The 14,436-nt window shown below is 70.8% G+C and carries 16 protein-coding genes and 4 pseudogenes; 10 read left to right on the top strand and 10 right to left on the bottom strand.

Annotated features, from left to right (window positions below; all coding sequences use genetic code 11):
• Positions 1 to 258 precede the first annotated feature (258 nt).
• Positions 259 to 492, bottom strand: a pseudogene (locus tag ACZ38L_RS35850) (diadenosine tetraphosphate hydrolase); the annotation flags it as partial.
• Between the two features lie 338 nt (positions 493 to 830).
• Here ACZ38L_RS35850 and ACZ38L_RS35845 point away from each other — a divergent pair.
• The 3 genes and pseudogenes from ACZ38L_RS35845 to ACZ38L_RS35835 all read left to right on the top strand — a co-directional run bounded on the left by ACZ38L_RS35845 (position 831) and on the right by ACZ38L_RS35835 (position 3,037).
• Positions 831 to 1,442: a TetR/AcrR family transcriptional regulator gene (locus tag ACZ38L_RS35845; RefSeq protein ID WP_465701594.1), complete on the top strand. Its 612-nt coding sequence runs from the start codon at positions 831 to 833 to the stop codon at positions 1,440 to 1,442.
• 50 nt (positions 1,443 to 1,492) lie between these two features.
• Positions 1,493 to 2,876, top strand: a pseudogene (locus tag ACZ38L_RS35840) (MFS transporter).
• Positions 2,873 to 3,037 carry a hypothetical protein gene (locus ACZ38L_RS35835; protein ID WP_465701596.1) on the top strand — a complete coding sequence of 55 codons (165 nt, stop codon included), beginning with the start codon at positions 2,873 to 2,875 and terminating at the stop codon, positions 3,035 to 3,037. Before ACZ38L_RS35840 ends, ACZ38L_RS35835 begins: the two are co-directional and overlap by 4 nt.
• A 253-nt stretch (positions 3,038 to 3,290) precedes the next feature.
• On the opposite strand, the pseudogene ACZ38L_RS35830 reads toward ACZ38L_RS35835, so the two are convergent.
• From ACZ38L_RS35830 to ACZ38L_RS35820, 3 genes and pseudogenes are all read right to left on the bottom strand, one after another.
• A pseudogene (locus ACZ38L_RS35830) lies at positions 3,291 to 3,473 on the bottom strand (hypothetical protein); the annotation flags it as partial.
• A gap of 214 nt (positions 3,474 to 3,687) precedes the next feature.
• The gene (locus ACZ38L_RS35825) at positions 3,688 to 4,389 is read right to left on the bottom strand and encodes a response regulator (protein ID WP_465701592.1); all 702 of its coding nucleotides are present in this window, start codon (positions 4,387 to 4,389) and stop codon (positions 3,688 to 3,690) included.
• Positions 4,386 to 5,642: a sensor histidine kinase gene (locus ACZ38L_RS35820; RefSeq protein WP_465701590.1), complete on the bottom strand. Its 1,257-nt coding sequence runs from the start codon at positions 5,640 to 5,642 to the stop codon at positions 4,386 to 4,388. The genes ACZ38L_RS35825 and ACZ38L_RS35820 overlap by 4 nt, the downstream gene beginning before the upstream one ends.
• 134 nt (positions 5,643 to 5,776) lie before the next feature.
• Between ACZ38L_RS35820 and ACZ38L_RS35815 the strand changes: the two genes are divergently transcribed.
• Positions 5,777 to 6,688 carry an ABC transporter ATP-binding protein gene (locus tag ACZ38L_RS35815; RefSeq protein WP_465701588.1) on the top strand — a complete coding sequence of 304 codons (912 nt, stop codon included), beginning with the start codon at positions 5,777 to 5,779 and terminating at the stop codon, positions 6,686 to 6,688.
• Positions 6,685 to 7,545 carry an ABC transporter permease gene (locus tag ACZ38L_RS35810; RefSeq protein WP_465701586.1) on the top strand — a complete coding sequence of 287 codons (861 nt, stop codon included), beginning with the start codon at positions 6,685 to 6,687 and terminating at the stop codon, positions 7,543 to 7,545. The genes ACZ38L_RS35815 and ACZ38L_RS35810 overlap by 4 nt, the downstream gene beginning before the upstream one ends.
• A 27-nt stretch (positions 7,546 to 7,572) precedes the next feature.
• On the opposite strand, the gene ACZ38L_RS35805 is transcribed toward ACZ38L_RS35810, so the two are convergent.
• From ACZ38L_RS35805 to ACZ38L_RS35790, 4 genes are all read right to left on the bottom strand, one after another.
• Entirely contained in the window at positions 7,573 to 7,857 is a 285-nt protein-coding gene (locus ACZ38L_RS35805) for a hypothetical protein (protein ID WP_465701584.1), read from the bottom strand.
• Between the two features lie 26 nt (positions 7,858 to 7,883).
• Positions 7,884 to 8,264: a hypothetical protein gene (locus ACZ38L_RS35800; RefSeq protein ID WP_465701582.1), complete on the bottom strand. Its 381-nt coding sequence runs from the start codon at positions 8,262 to 8,264 to the stop codon at positions 7,884 to 7,886.
• 51 nt (positions 8,265 to 8,315) lie between these two features.
• Positions 8,316 to 8,711, bottom strand: a complete 396-nt coding sequence (locus ACZ38L_RS35795; RefSeq protein ID WP_465701580.1) for a hypothetical protein — start codon at positions 8,709 to 8,711, stop codon at positions 8,316 to 8,318.
• Positions 8,712 to 8,960: 249 nt separating this feature from the next.
• Complete coding sequence (locus ACZ38L_RS35790; RefSeq protein ID WP_465701578.1) at positions 8,961 to 9,122, bottom strand: hypothetical protein; 162 nt, start codon at positions 9,120 to 9,122, stop codon at positions 8,961 to 8,963.
• Positions 9,123 to 9,170: 48 nt separating this feature from the next.
• Between ACZ38L_RS35790 and ACZ38L_RS35785 the strand changes: the two genes are divergently transcribed.
• Positions 9,171 to 9,773, top strand: a complete 603-nt coding sequence (locus ACZ38L_RS35785) for a hypothetical protein (protein ID WP_465701576.1) — start codon at positions 9,171 to 9,173, stop codon at positions 9,771 to 9,773.
• Between the two features lie 76 nt (positions 9,774 to 9,849).
• Here the strand turns inward: ACZ38L_RS35785 and ACZ38L_RS35780 are convergent, their stop codons facing one another.
• Positions 9,850 to 10,050, bottom strand: a complete 201-nt coding sequence (locus ACZ38L_RS35780; RefSeq protein WP_465701574.1) for a hypothetical protein — start codon at positions 10,048 to 10,050, stop codon at positions 9,850 to 9,852.
• Between the two features lie 163 nt (positions 10,051 to 10,213).
• Between ACZ38L_RS35780 and ACZ38L_RS35775 the strand changes: the two genes are divergently transcribed.
• The 4 genes from ACZ38L_RS35775 to ACZ38L_RS35760 all read left to right on the top strand — a co-directional run bounded on the left by ACZ38L_RS35775 (position 10,214) and on the right by ACZ38L_RS35760 (position 14,160).
• Positions 10,214 to 10,570 (top strand): hypothetical protein, encoded by a 357-nt coding sequence (locus ACZ38L_RS35775; RefSeq protein WP_465701572.1) that lies wholly within the window; start codon positions 10,214 to 10,216, stop codon positions 10,568 to 10,570.
• 27 nt (positions 10,571 to 10,597) lie between these two features.
• Entirely contained in the window at positions 10,598 to 12,889 is a 2,292-nt protein-coding gene (gene tap / locus ACZ38L_RS35770) for a telomere-associated protein Tap (RefSeq protein ID WP_465701570.1), read from the top strand.
• Between the two features lie 6 nt (positions 12,890 to 12,895).
• Positions 12,896 to 13,441: a telomere-protecting terminal protein Tpg gene (gene tpg / locus ACZ38L_RS35765; RefSeq protein ID WP_465701568.1), complete on the top strand. Its 546-nt coding sequence runs from the start codon at positions 12,896 to 12,898 to the stop codon at positions 13,439 to 13,441.
• A gap of 254 nt (positions 13,442 to 13,695) precedes the next feature.
• Positions 13,696 to 14,160 (top strand): hypothetical protein, encoded by a 465-nt coding sequence (locus ACZ38L_RS35760; protein ID WP_465701566.1) that lies wholly within the window; start codon positions 13,696 to 13,698, stop codon positions 14,158 to 14,160.
• 71 nt (positions 14,161 to 14,231) lie between these two features.
• Here ACZ38L_RS35760 and ACZ38L_RS35755 read toward each other — a convergent pair.
• A pseudogene (locus ACZ38L_RS35755) lies at positions 14,232 to 14,436 on the bottom strand (non-homologous end joining protein Ku); the annotation flags it as partial.

Raw genomic sequence — 14,436 nt, 5'->3', positions numbered from 1 at the left:
CAGCGACACGCGAAGGCCCCGCCCCCGACCACGAGGGACAAACCGGGCGAACGGATCACCTCGTCAACCGCTCCCGGACTCTGACGAATCGAGGTACAGCCCGGGACGACCGGCTTGGGCATACTCCGCTGCTTTCTGCTGTAACGGTGAAAGCAGTGCGCTCTGGCCGAATCGTGACCGCGGGGGAGCTGGTGATGGTGAGCAGTGCATCGTCAGCCACCTGGTAGGGGCAGTGCCGCCACCAGGAGCTGCGGAAAGTCAGGATACGAGCTGTGTCAATTCTTCGCTGATTGCCTCTCGCAAGATGCCGTGCTGAGGGCCGAGCGCATACCGTTCGTCGCTCCACCGCTCTCGCGGATACAGCCACACGGGCTTGCCTACGAGCTCGGCCGGCTCCCATTCGAACCGCGGCCACACGTGCGCATGCAGGAACGGGTCGGTGTTCCCGAGGATCTCCAGGTTGACCCGGCGAAAGGCCGAATCCAACCGCTTTTGAGGCTTGCAGATGGGGGTGACAGATAGTGCCAGGCAGCGCGGGCAGGTGTGGCGCTCGACGTCATCGGCGTCACTCCCGGTCATGTTCTGAGGGTCCGTCACGCCCGGAATCCTCTCATAAACGATTCCCAGAACAGGGGTCCGGCGCCAATTGAGTGAGAGCGGGTTCTGAGAAAAGGTCGGGCGGCCGGGCTGCCCTCGGCGGCCCTTTTTGATCTTTCTCCCGGAATGGATCGATTGTGAGAATCGTGACCTGGCGTGGCAGCGGCGGGTAGACACCGTCTACTTGCACTGGTAGACAGTGTCTATGGAAATCGAGAGCTCTTCGGGAGCGGTTGATCGATGTCGGAGTGGACCTCGTCCTGACCGAGGGCTCTGCCTCGCTGGGGCTGCGCGAAATCGCCCGCCAGGCGGGGGTGTCGCACGGGGCGCCGCGCCGGTACTTCCCCACGCACCGCGCTCTGCTTTCCGCGATTGCCCGCCGTGGTTTCGCGGACCTCTGCGCGCGGTTCGCGGCGGCGATCGCCGAAACGACAAAACCGCGGGCTCAGTTGGAGGCCGTCGCGCGGGTGTACATCGGGTACGCGCTGGAATGCCGCGGCATGTTCGAGCTGATGTTCCGTCACGACCTCCTCGACAGCGAGCAGCACGCGTCGGGTGAGCGGCGGCTACGGGAGTCGACCCTGCCGCTGTTCGAGCGCGTGGTCGCCCTCGTCGCCGGATGCCGCGCGGAACAGGCCATCACGCGCCGGCCCGGCGGGCTGGACGCGGCTGCGCCACCGCCTGCTGTCACGGCCGCCGCCTTGTGGTCGAACCTGCACGGCATCGCCCAGTTGTGGGCGTGGGGCAGTCTGCAGCTCGCGCTCGGCGCCGCACCGCGCGACGACCAACTCGGTCGGCTGGTCGCGGCGGTGCTGGACGCTCACTTGGGCCCGGTGTGCTCGTGACCGCCTCCGTGCGGCGGCCCGTCGCGCTCCTGGTCAGTGTGGCTGGCGCGATGCTCGTCGCGTTGGATGGCACGGTCCTGCTGGTGGCGCAGCCCAGTCTGCAGCGTGCTCTCGGCGCGAGCGTGGCGCAGGTGCAGTGGACGAGCACCGGTTATCTGCTCGCGGTGGCCTCGCTGCTCGTCATCGCCGGGCGGCTCGGCGACCGGTACGGGCACCCGCGGCTGCTGTTCGTCGGCGTGTTCGGGTTCGGGGCCGCCTCGGCCGGCATCGCGGTCGCGCCGTCCATCGGCTGGGTGATCGGCCTGCGCGTCGCCCAGGGCGTATTCGGCGCGCTGCTGCAGCCGGCGACGCTCGCCCTGCTGCGGCTGACGTATCCGGCTGACCGGCTTGGTACGCCGGTCGCCGTCCGTACCAGCGCGATCGCGGTGGCCGCAGGAGCCGGTCCGGTCCTTGGGGGGGGTCCTCGTCGCACATCTGGGCTGGCGTGCGGTCTTCTGGATCAATGCCCCCATCGCGGTCCTGATCGCCGTGCTCACCCTCGCCGTCCGGCCGCCAGCGCCGGAACCCACGCGTGATCAGCGATTCGACCTCACCGGCGCGGCCCTGCTTGCGACCGCGCTCGTGGTCCTGGTCCACTCCCTGGCCGGCGTGCCGGCGCACGGATGGACCGCCGCGCCGACGGTGCTCGGACTCCTCACCGTCGCGGGCCTCGCAGCCGTGCTCGCCTCGCACGAACGCCGTACCGCCAACCCGATCGTGCCGCATGCCGTGGCGCGGTCCGTACCGGTGACGGCATCCATGGCGATCCTGCTGGTCACCACCGCCGGCCTGTTCGGCGCACTGTTCACCGCCACCTTCTACCTCCAAGACGTACTGCGTCTGGACCCGCTCGCCAGCGGCCTGCGCGTCCTTCCACTGACCGCGCTCATGGTCCTCGGCGCACCCGTCGCCAACACCGCCCTGCGCCGCTATGGCCCGCGCCTTACCGCGATCGCCGGCACGACCCTGGTCGTCCTCGGCATCGCGGGACTGTCCCGGGTCGGCCCGGCCAGCACGTGGACGGCCATCGGCGCGACCTTCGCCGTGCTCGGCGCAGGATTCGCCACCGTGATGGTCACTGCCACCGGGACCGTGGTCGGTGACGCGCCCCCCGAGTACGCAGGGGCCGTCGGTGGCCTCAAGCAGACCGCCATGAACGTCGGCCCGACCCTGGGCATCGCTATTGCCGCCAGCGTGACCGGGACGTCCGCCGTCGACTCCCCGGCCGCAACGTTCGCCCCGGCGATGGGTTTGGCCTTGCTGGTCCTGGCCGGATGTGCAGCACTCGGCCTCCTGCCAGCGTCGCTGCTACCCCGTGCCCGGGCCATCGAGCAAGACCCGACAGGACCGCCTCAGGCAGCGCCCACCCCACGGCACGAAGGATCGGTGCGTTGAAACCCGACCCCACAGTTGACGACAGCACCGAGGAAGTCGCCCGGGCCGCCGAGCGCAACGCTGCGGAGATGATGCGGCAAGTGTTCCTGCGCGCACTGTCCGCCCCGCCCCTGGAATACCAGCACGGCGTCGGACTGGCCACTGACCCGAGGAATTCCTGATCCCCAGTCGCCCTCGGTTACCAGGGGGCCATGGCCGGCCTGCTCGGTGTAGACCTGTGGCCGAGAGCACGCGGATCGCAGCGTGCATGTCGTCGGGGTCGACGGGCGGCAGGATCGCCGCGCGGTCCCGGTGGAACACCGCGTCGCCGCGTCGCACCAGATCGGTGCCGGCCGGAGTGAGGAAGACGGCGTTCTCCCGGCGACTGCGCGGGGACGGCCGGACCGTCACCAGCCCGTCGGAGACCGCGTTGTCGATCTGACGGCTGACGATGCCCTTGGTCAGCCCGAGCCGGTCGGCGACCTGCTGCTGGCTGAGCGGCCCAGGGTGGGCGTCGATGACGGAGAGCCCGAGGTACGGGACGCACTGCACGTGTGGACCCTGCAGTCCTGAGCCGCCCGCTCCACGACGTGCTCGGTGAGACCACGGCGCCGACATCCACCACTCGGCCATTTCGGCCCGGCCGACTCCTCGCTCCGGAATCGACGTCACCGGCAACCGAAGGTGGGACCGCCCCGTCAGCCTGCGTTCCGGCGACAACGAGAAATGAGACGAGGCCGGGCACTGCGTCTCATCGCTGATTGCATCCGCCCAGCTCAGCCCCACAACACCAGCAAAGATCGAATGAGACGGGACAGTGCAGTCGCGGGCCTCAGCGATGGCCGACGAGCCCTGATTCGTAGGCGGTGATCACCAGCTGGACGCGGTCCCGGGCGTCCAGTTTGGTGAGCAGTCGGGAGATGTAGGTCTTGGCGGTCGCGGGTGTGATGAAGAGTTCCGCGGCGATCTCGGCGTTGGAGCGGCCCAGACCGACGAGGGTGAGGATCTCGCGCTCGCGGTCAGTGATCGCGGCGAGCCTCGCCGGGCCGGGAGCGTTCACCGGCTCCGCGGACCCGGGTGGCCGATGCGCGAAGTGTGCGATCAGCCGCCGGGTGACCGTGGGGGCGATGAGCGCGTTGCCGGCGGCGACGACCCGGATCGCGGCGAGGATGTCGTCCAGCGCCATGTCCTTGACGAGGAAGCCGGACGCGCCGGCGCGGAGGGCGCCGTAGACGTGGTCGTCCTGGTCGAACGTGGTCAGGACGAGGACACGCGGCACGTAGGCGCTGTCCGGACTGTCCTGGGTGATGATCCGGGTGGCCTCGATGCCGTCCATGCCGGGCATGCGGATGTCCATGACGACGACGTTGGGGCGGAGCTCGGCGGCCAGCCGGACCGCCTCCGCCCCGGTCGCGGCCTCACCGACCACCTCAAGGTCCGGGGCGTCGGTGATGATCATGTCGAGAGAGGCGCGCACCAGTGGCTGGTCGTCCACGAGGAGGACCCGGACGGGGGCGGTCGGGGGCGTGGTCATCGGGATGCGCTCCAGGGAAGAGTGGGATGGCCGGCCAACACCGGTAGCCGCACCGCCACCCGGAAGCCGCCGTCGGGGCGGGGCCCGGCCGAGAACTCGCCGTGCAGCAGGCCGACCCGCTCCCGCATCCCGACGAGGCCGTAGCCGCGGCCGGGGGCCTGCACGCCGTACGGTGCACGAGAGCCATGCAGCTCCCCGGGACTCCGCGACCCGTGCTGCTGGCCCGCGTTGACCACCTCGACGGCCAGTTCCGCCGGGAGGAACTCTATCGACACCCGGCACGTGCGGACCTCGGCGTGCCGCACCACGTTCGTCACCGCCTCCTGCACGACTCGGTACGCCGACAGCTCGATCTCCGGCGGCAGTCGGCGGCGTGGGCCGGACCAGTGCACGTCCACCCGTACCCCCGCGGCGGTCGTGGACGCGGCCAGGCGGGGCACGTCGTCGAGCCCCGGCATCGGGGCCGGCCGCTCGGGTTCGTCGGCGGTGTTCTCGTCGGCCTCGCGCAGTGCTCCCAGCAGCCGCCGCATGCCCGACAGTGTCTCCCGTCCCGCTGTCTCGACCTCCTCGAGGGCGGCGCGGGCCCGGGCGGGTTGTGTGTCGAAGACCCGGCGCGCGGCGCCGGCCTGGAGCGCCACGATGCCGATGCTGTGCGCGACCATGTCGTGCAACTCCCGGGCGATCCGCAGCCGTTCCGACGTGATCGCCTGCTTTGTCGCCTGCGTGCGCAGCGCTTCGGCATGTACGCGGTTCTGCCATACCGCGTGTCCGACCAGCCAGACGATCACCGTGGTCAGCGCCGCCGTCAGCGCCGCGCTGCCGTAGGCGTCCCAGCCCATCAGTGTGCGGATGCCCGAGTAGCCGAGCAGTGTGGCCAGCGCCAGCGTGCCGGCCTTGACGGACGTCCGCGGGGGCTGGGTCGCCGCCAGGTAGCAGATTGCGACGTCGACGGCGAGGAACTGGAGCAGCGGGATGTCCGCGACGGCCATCGCCATCACCGAGCTGATGGTCCCGATCAGCAGGAGGCACATCGCGGTGAGGGGCCGGCGCCAGCGTCGGCCGGCGGCGATCACGATCAGGGCGCCGACCACCTCGTCCGCCTGGTTGCCCCAGTACGGAGGGATAACGGGCAGGTTGTCCGGGCGCGTCTGCGCGAAGACCGTGTACGACGTGACCGCGAACCAGATCAGCACCAGCCACGTGCCCGGCGACACACGCGACAGACGCCTGAGCGGTGACGGGGAGAAAACCATGCCGCGAGGTTAGCGATCACCGTCCCCCTGTAGCAGTCACCCACGGATGTAAGCCTGCGGCTGACATCGGACCGCGCCGGGTGTCAGCCGTGGGGCGATGCCCGGCGCAGGCGCGGACCGGCACCGTTGTCCCCGTGATCGAAGTCAGCAACCTCACCAAGCGCTACGGCCGCACCACGGCCGTCAACGACCTGTCCTTCACCGTCCGGCCCGGCCACGTCACCGGCTTCCTCGGCCCCAACGGCGCGGGCAAGAGCACGACCCTGCGCGTGATCCTCGGCCTGCACGCCCCGACCACCGGCACCGCGACCGTCGCCGGTCACGAGTTCCGCGGCCTGCGAAGGGGCCTGCGACATGTCGGGGCGCTGCTCGACGCCGGCGACGCGCACGGCGGCCGCACCGCGCACAACCATCTGCGCTTCCTGGCCCGCAGCAACGCGATCCCGCGCAGCCGGGTGGACCACGTCCTGCGGGAGGTCGGCCTCACCGGCGCCGCCGACCGGCGGATCGGCGGCTTCTCCCTCGGCATGCGCCAGCGCCTCGGCATTGCGGGAGCCCTCCTCGGCGACCCGCCGGTCCTCCTGTTCGACGAGCCTCTCAACGGCCTCGACCCCGAGGGCGTCCTGTTCGTCCGCGGCCTCTTCAAGCGTCTGGCCGCCGAAGGCCGCACGGTCTTCGTGAGCAGCCACCTGATGACCGAGATGGAGCACACCGCCGACCGCCTCATCGTGGTCGGCCGTGGCGAACTGCTCGCGGACGAGACCGTGGCCGAGTTCGCGGCCCGCGGCGCGCAGCACCGCGTCGAGGTCCGGGCCGACGATCCGGCAGCCCTGGTAGCCGCCTTGACCGCTGAAGGCGCGCAGGTGACGCAGGCCCCGGACGGCCTGCTCACGGTGACCGCCTTGGAAGCGGTCCGCATCGCCCAGATCGCCGCCGCGCGCGGCGTCCTGGTCCACGAACTGACCACCAGGACCGGCTCGCTGGAACAGGCCTTCATGGAGATGACCGGCGCCAGCGTCGAATACGCGGCAGGAGAACGAGCATGAGCCCCCAGACGAACACCCGGCCCGCGACGACCGGGACCTACGAGCCGCCCGCCGACCCGCCGGCGAAGTTCACCGATCTGCTGGCGGCTGAGTGGATCAAGCTGTGGTCGCTACGCTCGATCCCCTGGTTCATCCTGCTCAGCGCCCTAGCGGCCATCAGCGTGAACGCCAACGCCGCGCGGTCCACCCGCGCCGACTGGCCCTCGTGGACGCCGGACCAACACGCCTACTACGTCAAGTTCGGGGCCTTGCCCGACGCCTTCACCCGGCCCGCCGCCGCCTGGGTCCTGCTGGCCATGGGCGCGGTCGGCGCGATCGCCATCCTCAGCGAGCAAACCAGCGGCCTGCTGCGGACCACGTTCGGCGCGGCGCCGGCCCGCCGGGAGGTGATGACTGCCAAGGTGCTGGTGATCGCCGCGGTGACGACCGGATTCGGCGTGCTCGTGGTGGCCGTCTCGTTCTGGCTGGACGAAGCGATCCTGTCCGGGAAGTACGGCGGGGTCTCGATCGGCCACCCCGGCGCGCTACGCCTCGTCGCGGCCTCCGCGCTCCTCGCCCCGGTCGGCGCGCTAGTCGGGTTGGGGCTCGGCGCGGTGATCCGGCACAGCGTCGCGACCATGGTCACACTGTTCCTGCTGGCCTTCATCCTGCCGACGACCATCGACGACCGCACGCACCTGGGAGCTGTCGTCACCAACGCCCTGCCGTTTCGGGCGTGGACCCGCCTGGTCCTGCAGGGCACGATCGACGGCCAGCCCTTTCCCTCCACCATCGGCGGGGCCTGGACGGTCTACGCGGTCTGGACGGTGGTCGCGGTCCTGCTGGTGCTGGCCGTCGTGCCGAGGCGGGACCAGTGACAACCGCGCAGATGATGACGACGAGGACTACCAGGACAAGAGCCCAGCAGCCGCACGGATGGGGAAGGCCGCCGAATATCTGGTTGCGGCCTCGTCCATCCTCGCCACGGGCGGGGAGTTGAACGTCTCCACCTCGCTCGTGGACGACGAGGGCGTGGACCTCGTCTTCCACCAGCGCGGCAGCTCCGCGACCCTGGCGGTGCAGGTGAAGGCCAGGATGTCCATCGGAGCACAGGTCCAGCAGGGCAGATTGATGGCCAATGTGAGGTCGCAGACGTTCCAGCCGCGGGCCGGCTTGGACATGCTGTTCATCGCCGTCGACGTTGAGCGAGGGGCGATCACGACGGCCTGGCTGATACCGAGTGCCACGTTCGGAGAGATGGTGACCGAGCGGCCAGACCGCTCAGATGCGGTTGCAGTACTAGGTGCTGGGACAACTCGGTGTTGTTGCGCTGGAGTTCGGCGTTCTTCCGGTGCAGGTCGTGGTAGCGGTCGGTGCCCAGAGGGTCGACGCCGGCGGTGTGGTGGGACCGGGCAGCGGTCCGTACTTCCTCGGCGATATCGGGGAAGTGGCGCCAGAAGGTGGCGTTGGCCAGGCCCAGTCGGCGGGCGAGGCCGAGGACGGTGGGCCGTCGCATGGTGGTTTCGGCCTCGGCAGTGAGCTCGGCTAGGGCTTGGCGGACCTGCTCGTCGCTGGGGAGGGCGACCTTGCGGCTCATGGTGCCTCCGGGGTGTGGCGGGCGAAGAAGCGAACGAGCTCGTTCCGGCGCTCACTCAGCTGATGGTGCAGCAGCGGGGGCAGCGGCGGACGGGGTGGACAGGCGTTCGTTGATGCGCTGGATCTCCTGCGCCCAGGCGGTGGTGTTGTCGGTGGTGAGGGCGACGTTGCGGCACTGGAGCGGGCGGCAGGCACCGAGGTCGGGGCGCTCGCGTCCGGTGGTGTCGCGTCGCTGCTGGCAGAGGGCCTTGGCGTGATCGTGGACGCAGGTGACGTAGGCGCCGGGGTGGATTGCGGGGTCGCCTCGCTCCATCAGCCGCTTCAAGCGCCGACGGTCGGTGACGACCATGCCGGCGAAGCGGGCGCGTTCGGCGAACTCCTCCAGCCTGCGAGCGGCTTCCTCGGCGGACGGCCCGGTGAGACCCGTGTGCTCGTGGGCGTCCGTCATGGCCAGGAGGTGTTCGCCGCGGGCGAGGGCCTGCTCGCTCTCGACAGGTCCGCCGCTACGACGCCTGGTACCGGCACATCACCTTGTCCATGGCCGCGTGGCCGACATCCTCGTGCCCAGCCACGAAGGCCTCGGCCCAGCGCCGCAGTTGCGCCCGGTCGGCGAGGCGCAGCTCCCGTGGCCGGTGGTGGAGAGCACTGCCGACGGCGTCACGGCCGGCGAGGCCTTCATCGGGATCTGGTCACCGACTCAGACCCCCAGCGCCCTCACCGCTTCCCGGGGCAACCGGCTGCTGATCACCACGGCGGCCGGCGTCGTCGACTTCCACACCACCACCGGGCGCAGCACCTGGGCCCTGCCGCTGGCGGGCACCGAGGACCGCGCGGTGCGCGGGGCGGACGGATCGCTCACCGTCCTGTGCCGTGGCGCCCGCTCACCGTCCTGTGCCGTGGCGCCGTCGTGCGCTGGCAGCCCAAGACCCGCGACCTCCAGCTGCTCGCCGGAGGCTTCGGCGGCTACGCCACCCTGGAGCCCGGCCGGGACGGCACCCTGTGGGTCCTCAACCAGGTCGCCGGCTACCACGGGTCGATCACCCTGACCCGGATCGGCGCGCGGCCCGGCGACGAGCACCGCCACGATGTCCCGTTCCCGAGCGCGCAGCGAGCGGTGTGGCTCGCACCCGAGCGGTTCTTCCTGACCGCGAACGGGTACAGCACCCCGCTCGACCTCACCAAGGACCCGGCCGCGTCCAGGGACGACTGGGTCGACTCCGCGCTGCCCAGCCCCCGGGCCGCCACCGCCCCGGACGAGCACACCGTCCTGTTCGCCGGCACCCGCGGATCCTTCCAGGGCAGCCTGCACCGCCGCGACCTGCGGCAGGACGCCGTCCCGGCCGAGCTGCTCACTGTCACCGCCAACCGGATCACCGACCTGAACCTGGCACGCACCGGCGCGGCCGGGACCGGCGGCTGGATGCTCGCCGACGTCTGCGGCAACACGCAGAACCCGACGCCGGTCCTGGTCAGGTGGGACATCTCAGCGGCGCCTTCGACGTCCGGCTGACTCGCCGGGCGCCCCGTCCCCGCCGCTCAACAGGCCGGGACGGCGCCTCAACCTGCTCGAAAGTCCACCGGGACGGTCACTCGCGCCCGGGTGCGGCGTTCTCCAGAACGGAGACCAGGCGGGCGTGGACGTCGACCGCGGCCTCGCGGGTGACCGGCACCGGCACGGCGGCGGTGCGCAGGTGGAGCATCTGGGCGGCGGCCCGCTCTCCGGGGGTGGCCGCCTGGCGGGCGGTAGGGATCAGGGCGTGCAGGCCGCGCGGCTGGGAGTTGTTCACCGGCCCATTCTCCCGGCCGCGGCCAGGCCCTGGCGCCGCATCAGGCGAGCCGAGCAGCACGTGCGGCGCGCTGCTTGCGGCCTCATGAGACCTCTAAGGTTGTCTTAGAATCTTTTCTCTAATCTCTCCTAGAAGTCTTAGTAATCTCTGCTATGATTCGCGTATGACGTCCTATGGCGAGGATCTTGAGCGGGTGGAGCAGGAACTCCGCAAGGCGGAGCGCGAGCGGGATCTCCTGGGAGTGCGGATCGAAGGGCTGCGCGCTCAGCGGGAGGCCTTCAGGAAGTTGGTCGAGGCAGCGGTGGTGCCGGGGGAGGATCTCAAGGATCTGACGAAGGCGGACGCCATGGTGAAGATCCTGCAGGCGTCGGACAAGCCGATGACGTTGGGTGAGATTGCCGAGGCCATGAGCGCGGCGGGCAAGTACACGAAGCCCAATGGCGCGTCGGTGTACATCGACGGGCTGCTGAAGGCCGGCCGGGTCGTCCGGGTCAAGCGCGGCCAGTACAGCGCGGCCTGACACCATCACGCAGGGAGGGAGAAGACCATGGGCACACAGTCTGACGCGCCGGACGCGATCGACGCACTGCTTGGCCAGGGCCCGCGCCGCGTCGTCGAACTGCCGACCCCGGCCGAGCGGGCACGGCTGCGCACCGAGTACGGACTGACGAAGGCCGAGACCGCCAAGGCCCTCGGTGTCAGCGCCAGCACGTTCACCGCCTGGGAAGCAGGCCAGCGCGATCCTCAGGGGGAGGCCCGCGCGGCCTACGCCCGCCTGCTGGAGGGCATCGTCGCCCAGCTGAGCCCCGGGCCGGCCGCCCTGACGCCCACCCAGCCCCAGGCCTCGACACCCGCACCCGCCGTGGAAGCCGTGCCGGTGCCGATGCTCGACCAGCACCCGGACGGCTCGCTGGTGATGGGCCCGGCCGCGCCGTGCGTGCAGTGCGGCAACCCGTCGGTCTACCGCTCGCAGGGCGTGCCGATGCACCTGGGAGGCTTCTGCCGCCCCGGCCTCCCGCTGACCACGGCAGCCGCCACCTCCGCGCCGCAGCCGGCCCCCGCCGCCGCTGCCCCCACAGCGCACCCGGCCGCCACCCGAGCGCGCAGGGCTCCGGTGAAGGCGACAGCCCCGGCTCGGCCGCAGGCCGCATCCGGCCCGGCCGCCCTGGCGAAGTACCCCAACGGGCCGCTGGCGGTCATCGACCTCGCACCCTCCGGCCGCGCCCTGCTCGCCCACCTGGTCGACGGCCGTGTGCTGGACGTGCCGGCCATGACGCTGCCCCAGCTGACCGAGTGGGCGGTGAACGCGGGCCTGGGCCAGCAGCGGCTGCACAAGCACGGCAAGGACTCCGACCCGCTGGTCGTCCTCATGGCGGACGCGGTCGAGCTCCTCGGCCTGCCGCCGATGGGCGAGGACGCCGACGGCAACTTCGAGCGCCGCATCGGCCGCCTGCCGGAGACCGGACCGATCGTCAAGAACCTCGTCAAGGCCGGCTGGCAACTCACCCAGCGCGGCTTCGGCCCGTGGGCCCGCGTCTTCCGCACCCCCAACGGCGCCAAGCGCGAGTGCGTCCAGTACTGCATCCCGATGTGGGCCGCACTCACCACCGGCGGCTGGAACGTGCCGCAGGACCTCGACGCCACCCAGCTCGCCGCCCTCCTCGGCGGCTACGCGATGCGCGTACAAACCCCGCGCGGCTCCACCGCCGTCACCGGACTCTCCCTCATGGAGGCGCTGCGCCCGCCGACCCGCGCGGTGCGCACCGAGACCGGCTGGACCTCCGGCCCGGTCGAGGGCTCGCGTACCCGCGCGTTCGACCCCGCGCCGCCCGAGGCCCCGGCCGAGCACCCCGTCGCCAAGGACCGCGCCCCAGGCGACGTGCTGATCACCGAGACCTGGGACTGGAACCGCGACCCGGACCTGATCGAGGACCGCGAGCGCGCCTACCCGAACGTGGTCGGCCTCGACGTCAACATGGCATTCCTGGCGGCGGCGGGCCGACTCACCATGGCCCTGTCGGAGCCCGTTCACGAGCTCACCCCGGCCTTCGACAAGAAGATCCCCGGTAGCTGGAAGTGCGACTTCTCCACCGCCCAGCTCGACCCCCGCATGCCCAACCCCTTCACCCCCGACGGCCTGCCGCCCACCGGACCCGCCTGGTACAGCACCGTCAAGGTCGCCTACGCCCACGAACTCGGCATCCCCGTCCAGCCGACCGAGGGCTGGCTGCGCCACGAGTCCGGCCCGTGGCTCGACCCCTGGCACAAGCATCTGCGCGAGGCCCACCTCACCACGATGGCAGGCCTCGGCGTCCCCCTGGACCTGGCCGATCGCGATGTCGAGGCCTTCCTGGCAGCGATGGCCGACCTGAAGAGCGGTGACCCGATGGAGCTCGCGATTCTGCACGCCATCAAGTCGACGGCCAAGGGCGGGATCGGCAAGCTTCGCGAGCGCCCCCGCGGCGCCTCCTTCCGCCCCGGCCAGCGCTGGCCGGCCCTGGAGCGAGCCACGTGGGATCCGCTCAACCGGGCACTGGTCATCGACACCGACACCGTCAACAAGCACCGCAAGATCCGCCGCCACGCCGAGGCCACCGGCGAGTTTCCGATCGCCGCGCTCGCCGACTGCGTCGTCTATCCCTCCACGGGCCCCTCGCCCCTGGACGTCCTGCGCCGCCCGGACGGCACCCTCGCCACCGCCTGGCGCCTGGGAATCTCGCCCGGGCACGTCAAACACGAGGGCACCCAGACGATGGCGTGGGCGCTGGAGCTGATCGCCGACGACGTCAACCCGGGCCGTCACATCAAGGGCGGCGACGCCTACGCCGAGGGGGAGTGATCCGAAGTGAGTGAAGCACTCGACCGGGGACTGGAACGCGCCATGCAGACCCAGCCCATCCCCAAGACCCTGGCCGGCCGCACCAGCTTCCTGGTCAAGCAGTTCAAGGGCACCAAGAACACCGCCGCCCAGCTGGGAGTCTCCCAGCGCTCGGTGGAGCGCTGGCTCAAGGGCGGCGGCATCGGCAAGGAGAACGCGAAGAAGGTCGAGGACGCCGTCCGGGAACGCTGGCAGCCCCGCGTCCGCAACCGGGTCCGCAAAGCCGCCGAAGCCAAAGGCTTCTACGTCGAGGTGTCGGCGACCTTCGGCTTCAAGACCACCGGCCCCGGCACCGACGACCCCCGCGACCGCATCCTCCCGCCACAGAAGCTGTCAGGCGACGTCGCACGCAGGCTGTTCGAAGCCCGAGACCGCGGAGCCAACCAACAGGAGCAGGAGAAGATCATCGCCGACGGCCTGCGCGACTCCTACTTCACCGACGGCGGCCGCCGCGCCCGCGGCCTGGAGGTCACTCTCACCGGCCTGCACTGGGCCGAGTTCTCCGTGGACTGAGACACCCGCACTCCCCAGCCAGTTGCGCATCACCCCCGGGGCCGCCGCACCGAGACCGGCGGCCCCCGGGACCATCCCTCCTGCCGGCCCCGCCGACGCCGCCCGAGCGAACGGACCCCCTGGTGTACGACGACTTCGACGTCCAAGAGGAACTGGACGACGCTCCCCGAGCCCGCGGTGGACCTCCTGACCCCAATCCGCGCCCGCCTCGCGGGAAGGCCCTGGCGAGACATCCTGAGCAACCGGGGGAAGCGATGGCAACCGATCTGCCGATGAGCGTCCTGGGACCAGGTGGTGTCGAGGAGACATGGCGACTCTTCCTGAAGGACGGCGAGGTCCCCGGCATCACCCTCAGGAGCTCCGACGGTGCGGCCTGGAGCGCCGACGGCGACGACATATTCGATGCCCTGTCACACATTCGGCTACAGATTGAGCCTTTGGGCTACCAACTGCTCTGCAACGGCGCCAGGATCGCTGCCTATCCGTCGGGCATGTCCCGCGACATGGGGGGTGGAAGCATCCTGTACGTCCTGAAGCCGGGCCGGGCCGCTCAACAACGGGTGTCCATCTTCGACCGTGCAGCGCCAGCCTCTGTCGGCACCGTCGCCGCCCAGCGGGAGTTCTACGAGTCCTGGCTCGCCGGCCCCAAGCATTGGCCACTGACCGACCGAGCGAGGAACACGCTGGCCGAGCTCTGGTTTCGGCTGCGCAACCGATAATCCACCGTCACCCTGAAATGCCGAATTCGGTAGCAGGCGACGACGGACGGCCGCGCCTCCAGCCCTGGGCTTCAGGCACTGCGCGCCCGGCCACGCTTGCCGGCCGGGGCGTGTTCGAGGGCGTCCTGGAGCTGGTCGCGGTTCATGGCGCTGCGGTGGGGGATGTCGAGGGCGCTCGCCCGTTTGTACAGCTCGGCCTTGGTGAGCGCACCGAGGTCTTCCTTCTTCTTCGCGGCGCTGGTGCTCTTGCGGCCCGCGGGCGCCTTCGACACTGGT

The organism is Kitasatospora sp. NPDC024654 (genome assembly GCF_055559155.1).
The sequence above is the reverse complement of the archived record's forward strand: the minus strand, read 5'-3'. Positions and strand labels throughout refer to the sequence as shown.